This is a genomic window from Microcoleus sp. Pol12B4, from assembly GCF_036701385.1.
Classification (GTDB): domain Bacteria; phylum Cyanobacteriota; class Cyanobacteriia; order Cyanobacteriales; family Microcoleaceae; genus Microcoleus.
In genome coordinates this window covers 1-5,070 of the sequence record NZ_JAUBQR010000319.1, presented here as the reverse complement: position 1 = coordinate 5,070, position 5,070 = coordinate 1, and the positions used below count along the sequence as shown (strand labels likewise).

Annotated in this window: 4 protein-coding genes; 1 reads left to right on the top strand and 3 read right to left on the bottom strand. The window is 47.1% G+C overall.

What is annotated here, in order from left to right; all coding sequences use genetic code 11:
• Both QUA38_RS27165 and QUA38_RS27160 read right to left on the bottom strand, forming a co-directional pair.
• Positions 1 to 911, bottom strand: a 911-nt coding sequence (locus QUA38_RS27165) for a PQQ-dependent sugar dehydrogenase (protein ID WP_333167384.1), incomplete at its 3' end; no start/stop codon positions are given.
• Positions 912 to 1,216: 305 nt separating this feature from the next.
• Positions 1,217 to 1,717, bottom strand: coding sequence for an autotransporter (locus QUA38_RS27160; protein ID WP_333167382.1), 501 nt, complete (start codon positions 1,715 to 1,717; stop codon positions 1,217 to 1,219).
• 671 nt (positions 1,718 to 2,388) lie between these two features.
• Here QUA38_RS27160 and QUA38_RS27155 point away from each other — a divergent pair.
• Complete coding sequence (locus QUA38_RS27155; RefSeq protein WP_333167380.1) at positions 2,389 to 3,024, top strand: L,D-transpeptidase; 636 nt, start codon at positions 2,389 to 2,391, stop codon at positions 3,022 to 3,024.
• A 196-nt stretch (positions 3,025 to 3,220) separates the two neighbouring features.
• Here the strand turns inward: QUA38_RS27155 and QUA38_RS27150 are convergent.
• Positions 3,221 to 5,070, bottom strand: a 1,850-nt coding sequence (locus QUA38_RS27150; protein WP_333167377.1) for a tetratricopeptide repeat protein, incomplete at its 5' end; no start/stop codon positions are given.

The window sequence follows — 5,070 nt, the reverse complement described above, 5'->3', positions numbered from 1 at the left end:
CCGTAAAACTCGCCTTGACGAATTCTTGTCAAGTAATCCGGCACCAAATCATCTCCCAAACCGTCGCGTTCGTTGACTGTTGTGTAGAGTTGATTGGTTTTTGGGTGAAAATCCAATCCTACCGGATTTCGCAAACCGGAAGCAAAAATTTGCTGGTTCTTGCCGTCCAAATTCATCACTTGAACAGACGCCCTCGGCAGCGGTTCGACATCGGCATTAGACTGCGATCCAACTGAGACGAAAAGCTTGCTATTGTCGGGGGAAACGACAACATTTCGCGTCCAGTGTTGGTTGTAGCCGCCGCCCGGTAAATCGGCAATTTTTTGACCGCTACCTGTCAATTGTTCCTGCCCTTTTGTGTAGGGAAATCGGCGGACTTCATCGGTATTTCCGAGGAAAAAATAGCGATCGCCAAAAGCCATGCCAAAGGGAATATTTAACCCGTTTTGGGCACTTGCAAAAGTCTTGCGAACCTCAGCAACCCCGTCGCGGTTGCCATCTCGCAACAGCGTAATCCGATTCTGCCGGGTTTCTGTTACCAAAACATCGCCTGTCGGCGTCAAAGCCAGCCATCGCGGAGCGTCTAAATTGTCAGCAAAAACGTTGACGACAAAGCCAGGAGGGACTTGCAGCACTGGCGATGCGGGAATCGGTACTACTTGAGGAGGTTTTGAGGCGCTATCGCTGGCTCCTGGCCGCGGCAAAGAAGTTGCAACAATGCGGATTGGCTGCGGCGAAAGCGGTTTGGTCGGTACAATTTGATTTGTCCCAACATTTGCCCGCGGTGTACGGGACGGAATTTGCGACACGGGGCCGCTGTCGCCCACAGCAGGGGCGATCGCATCTGTAGCTCGATCGCACGCAATCACCGGCAACAGCAGAATTAGCAGCAAGAAACGCAGGTAATACATAGCAGCGATTTCTCCACAATTGCTGGACAATTCTATTATTCTAACTGCTATTAAACAGCTAAGCCACCGCCGGCGCGGTGGCTTAATTCCATTTACTGATACCAGTTGCAAAAAACAATACAACTGTAGACCTGCGATCCAAACCTTGAGCTTTATCAGTCAATGGATTTTAGATTCTAGATTTGAGATTTTAAATTTTAGATTGAAGAAAGCGACCCCACGAATGAATCCAAGGGCACCGGATCAAATTGCTTGATTGTCATTGCCAATCTTCAATCGAAAATCTAAAATCGTATAACCTAGCTCTACCAAAGTCCTCTCACAGGAGCCGGACGGGGAGCCGGAGCCGGAATTGGACGGGGAGCCGGAATCGGAGCCGGAGCTGGGGCCGGACGAGGAGCCGGACGCGGTGGCGGTTCTGGGGCCGGACGCGGTGCCGGTGCTGGGGTTGCGGGACGAGCAACCGTTGTGGCTACCACCTTATAATCGGGGATCACCGCGATATTTTGTATCTGTGATCCGGCGACTGTGGCTCTGACTTTCATTCCCGGTACTAGGCCAATAATTCTCAGGACGCATCTTTGAATCCTGAGAGTCCTGTACGGCGCGTTTTCTTCGCGAATAGTTACTACGTCGCCGACAATACTTTTGACAAAACCGATAATGGTTCTAGTGTTTGCTGTTGTGGTGGTCTGCGTTTGGGCTATTTGAGTTGCAGGGTTAGCCATCGCAGGATGTACTGAGACCGCCGAAATTAGCACCGACAGTGTTGCACCTGTCAATAATTTGATCTTCTGAAGACGCATTGAAACCTCACATTAACTACTATTCAGGGTCGGGTTTGCTTCCGCTGCGCGAAAGTCCCAACCTCTATACCTAATCCAGTTTAATCCCCAGAGTAGGAAATTTATGACAATCTCAAAAAAAGATTATCGAACAAGTATTGAAAGACTAAATTTTACTTCATAAGTTCCCGATTTACAACAAGTTCAGCGGTTTGCATCTCTAGAGTGTTGCCGTGATATATTGAGTTTATTCGATGGACCTTAGCAGTTTTTTTCCACCAACCTAACTGTTGCTGGGGGGGGACTCTACCCAAAGACAGATTGTGCTTGCCGGATACAGCAGCGCCATAGTTTGAATACTCGATCGCCAGTCGGTCATGGCTAAACAATCAAATTAGTCGGAGGTAAAATTTAATCATTTTCTGGCAATATTTACGCATAAACCGGGTTTTCTCACGACATTCTATTGCGTAACTTTACTGAGCCGCTTATAAAAACATTGTGGTTTTAGTATTATTGCCTAAGCTTTGTGTTGAGTTAGAAGCTATCAGTGGTGGAATTTTAACTAAAAACTGTGCAGCGCAGTTCCCCTCAAAAAGCCATCTCAAAATTTTTCTCATCGGGTGCGGTTGGCGGATAATTAGATAGGAACTTTGTAGGAAATGCTGGTGAGGAGTTTAGCGAACAAAACAATGGTGAAGAGCAAATTTTTGTTTAACAAGTTAATTGTACTGAGCTTGAGTGTCGCCGCGCTGTCGGTCTGCCTACAGCAGCAGGCGACTGCCGAAGTGGTGGCTAATTCAAGTAATAGTGCGATCGCAGCGCAGCGGCCCACATCCGAGACACAATTGCCGAATCTCGGCACCCCAGAACTGCCGCCCCTGGGAGAACCATTTCGTTATATTCCCCAGGAACCAAAGCCTGCGGTAAATCCTATTGAGGAAGTGCGTTTAGTCCTGAAATTACGAGAACGCCGCGTCTATGTTTACCGACAAAATAAGGTGCAAACCAGTTTCCCTGTTGCTGTGGGAAAAGGCGGCTGGGAAACTCCTACAGGCAATTTTAAAGTTATTCAAATGATCAAAGATCCAGTTTGGCAAAATCCTTGGACAGGAGAACTTATTCCTGCTGGGCCAGACAATCCATTAGGCAGTAGGTGGATGGGCTTTTGGACGGATGGCAAGAATGTGATTGGTTTTCATGGTACTCCGAATCCAGAGTCGATAGGGGGGGCGGCTTCTCACGGCTGCGTCAGAATGTTTGATAAAGATGCACAGGCTTTATTTGAGAAAGTGGCAGTTGGCACACCGGTGATAGTTGAGCATTAATTATTTGGAGGTTGGGGTGCATAAAAATACATGAACAGGCTTTCCAGCCTGTTCCACAAAGACTTAAATTTGGTTGTGGGGTGGGCAGGAGAGCCTGCCCATGAAAGACTTATTGATAATGCAGCTATTGGCTGAGTTAAAACTTACATTTTGTACCCCTCTCAGCAACAGGCTTTCCCGCCTGTTGCACAAAGAGTTAAATAGATTGCTGATACTTTTCCAGCAACTCCGGGATGTAATCATAGCCGTCAACACCGATCGCCGGAATGATATTCCCTCGACTTTTCGCCAAAGATTCTTTAAAAGATTCCGCCCCCATTTGACCCCGCAAAATTGTCAACAAACCCGCCGATTGACGCCACTCCATCGCACCAATTTGCTCCAAAGTATACATCCCCAAGCTACCCGCAAATATCGCTTTTTCTAGTGAGTTGATTCTGTAATAAGCTTGAGCCAAGTAAGCCAAATTCAGACCTTGCAAATATAAATCCCCTGAGAATTGAGCCGCTTGCCAACCTTTGAGCAAATATTCGATCGCAGATTCAGCATTTTCCAGGGCGATTTTAGCAATACCGAGACTGCTGGAACAAAAAGCTTGACTTTGGCGATCGCCCAATTTTTCCGATAGCAACAAACCTTGTTCCAAATAACCGATCGCACTCTCGTAAATCTCCGGTTCCACCTCCTCCAACTGCCGCGCTTGAAACACTTCACTGTAACCCAAATTAGCCAGAGCATTGGCCTCACCTTGTCGCTCTCCCGCTTGTCGTGCCATAATTAAAGCCCGCTGGCTGTAATTAATCGCTTCCTGATAATTTTTTTGAGCAACATAGTTACGGCTGATGTGATTGAGATTGGCAACTTCGCAAGCTTTGTCTCCTTCGGTACGGGCAATTTCCAGCGCTTGCTTGTGCAGCAAGAGCGATCGCTCATAGGCCCCAGCCGCCTGCATTGAATAACCCAAAAGCGTCATAATCCGAGCTTTCGCTTGAGTGCCTTCAACTCGCCGCAACGGTTCGTCTAAATAATCCAAAGTATGTCGCAGGGCTTTACCATCAAACGAAGCAAAAATTCCCCCGTAAAGGGGAAAGTATTCCCGCTGAGAAAAAGCCCGTAAAATTTGCAAAGTTACTTGAAAACAAGCATTTGCCAACTGCTCGCCGCTCTTGGTAGAATTATTAAACCCACTAGCTAGCTGACTCCAAATTACCGCAAAAGTAATGTAAGTAGAAATTGAAGCTTTTGTTGACACTTTTGAATCGTAAACTTGCTTGTCAAACCATGCCGCCAACGCCCGCTGCAAGCACTGCAAAATAATCGCCGCTTCCACCAATACTCCTAACTCTAAATTCGATTCCTTTGCCGCAAATTGAACTAAAGATTCACCAAGCGCAATAGTATTCAACAGAGCCTGGGGAAAGGGACTATTAACTTTTTTTGCCCAAAAAGCCCAAGGCCCATTTTGTTCGGGGCTACCGGCAAATCCTAGCTGCTGCGGCTGATAAATCCAGCCCACAAGTTCCGGTTCCAAACGCTGCCAAGATTCTAAACCTTTGGCAATACCAGCAGTGATTTGCTGCAAATCTTGTTCGGTTTCTGGATTGGCAGTTTGCAGCATTTGTTGGTGCAGAGATTTTGCCAATTGCTGCAATTGAGCCAGAGTCAGCGGATGTTCTTTATTCGGATCGATTACTTGCAATAATGCCAGGAGACGGGCGTTAGATTCTGCCGTAACGATTTGTTGGATTGAGGATGCAATTTCGCGATCGACGCGGTTATCTTTTTGCCAGCGTTCCCATTCTCCTTGGATGGTTTTGAGAGCTCGGAGGGTGCGATTTGCCTTTGCTTGTTTGATTTCGTCTTTTTCATTTCTGAGTTGATTTTCGGTGGCATCAAGGCGTTCACCGAAACAGCGTTCAAAGATTTCGCCCGTACCGGTACTAATGTCTTGCACCAGCATTTGATAAACTTGTTCTTTGGAGCGAATTTGACCTTTGAGGGTGATTTCGACAATTTTGTCGATTAGGGCTAGGTAGCGATCGCGCA

Bases quoted from the DNA above. Each gene is read 5' to 3' on its own strand.
- QUA38_RS27160 (WP_333167382.1), bottom strand. From the start codon at position 1,717: ATGCGTCTTCAGAAGATCAAATTATTGACAGGTGCAACACTGTCGGTG.
- QUA38_RS27155 (WP_333167380.1), top strand. From the start codon at position 2,389: ATGGTGAAGAGCAAATTTTTGTTTAACAAGTTAATTGTACTGAGCTTG.